At 56.6% G+C, this 625-nt stretch carries 1 rRNA gene; it reads left to right on the top strand.

Annotated features, from left to right (window positions below):
- Window positions 1-625, top strand: a 23S ribosomal RNA gene (locus LPKJCM_RS11755); the annotation flags it as partial.

Below are 625 nucleotides of genomic sequence, written 5' to 3' on the forward strand. Positions count from 1 at the left end.
GAGGCGTTGGTGGGATACTACCCTCGCTGTGTGAACACTCTAACCCGCGCCACTAAGCGTGGCGGGAGACAGTGTCAGGTAGGCAGTTTGACTGGGGCGGTCGCCTCCCAAACAGTAACGGAGGCGCCCAAAGGTTCCCTCAGAATGGTTGGAAATCATTCAACGAGTGTAAAGGCAGAAGGGAGCTTGACTGCGAGACAGACAGGTCGAGCAGGGACGAAAGTCGGGCTTAGTGATCCGGTGGTACCGTATGGAAGGGCCATCGCTCAACGGATAAAAGCTACCCTGGGGATAACAGGCTTATCTCCCCCAAGAGTCCACATCGACGGGGAGGTTTGGCACCTCGATGTCGGCTCATCGCATCCTGGGGCTGTAGTCGGTCCCAAGGGTTGGGCTGTTCGCCCATTAAAGCGGTACGCGAGCTGGGTTCAGAACGTCGTGAGACAGTTCGGTCCCTATCCGTCGCGGGCGTAGGAAATTTGAGAGGAGCTGTCCTTAGTACGAGAGGACCGGGATGGACATACCGCTGGTGTACCAGTTGCGCCGCCAGGCGCACCGCTGGGTAGCTACGTATGGATGAGATAAACGCTGAAAGCATCTAAGTGTGAAACTCACCTCAAGATGA

The organism is Lentilactobacillus parakefiri, assembly GCF_002157585.1.
Taxonomy (GTDB): domain Bacteria; phylum Bacillota; class Bacilli; order Lactobacillales; family Lactobacillaceae; genus Lentilactobacillus; species Lentilactobacillus parakefiri.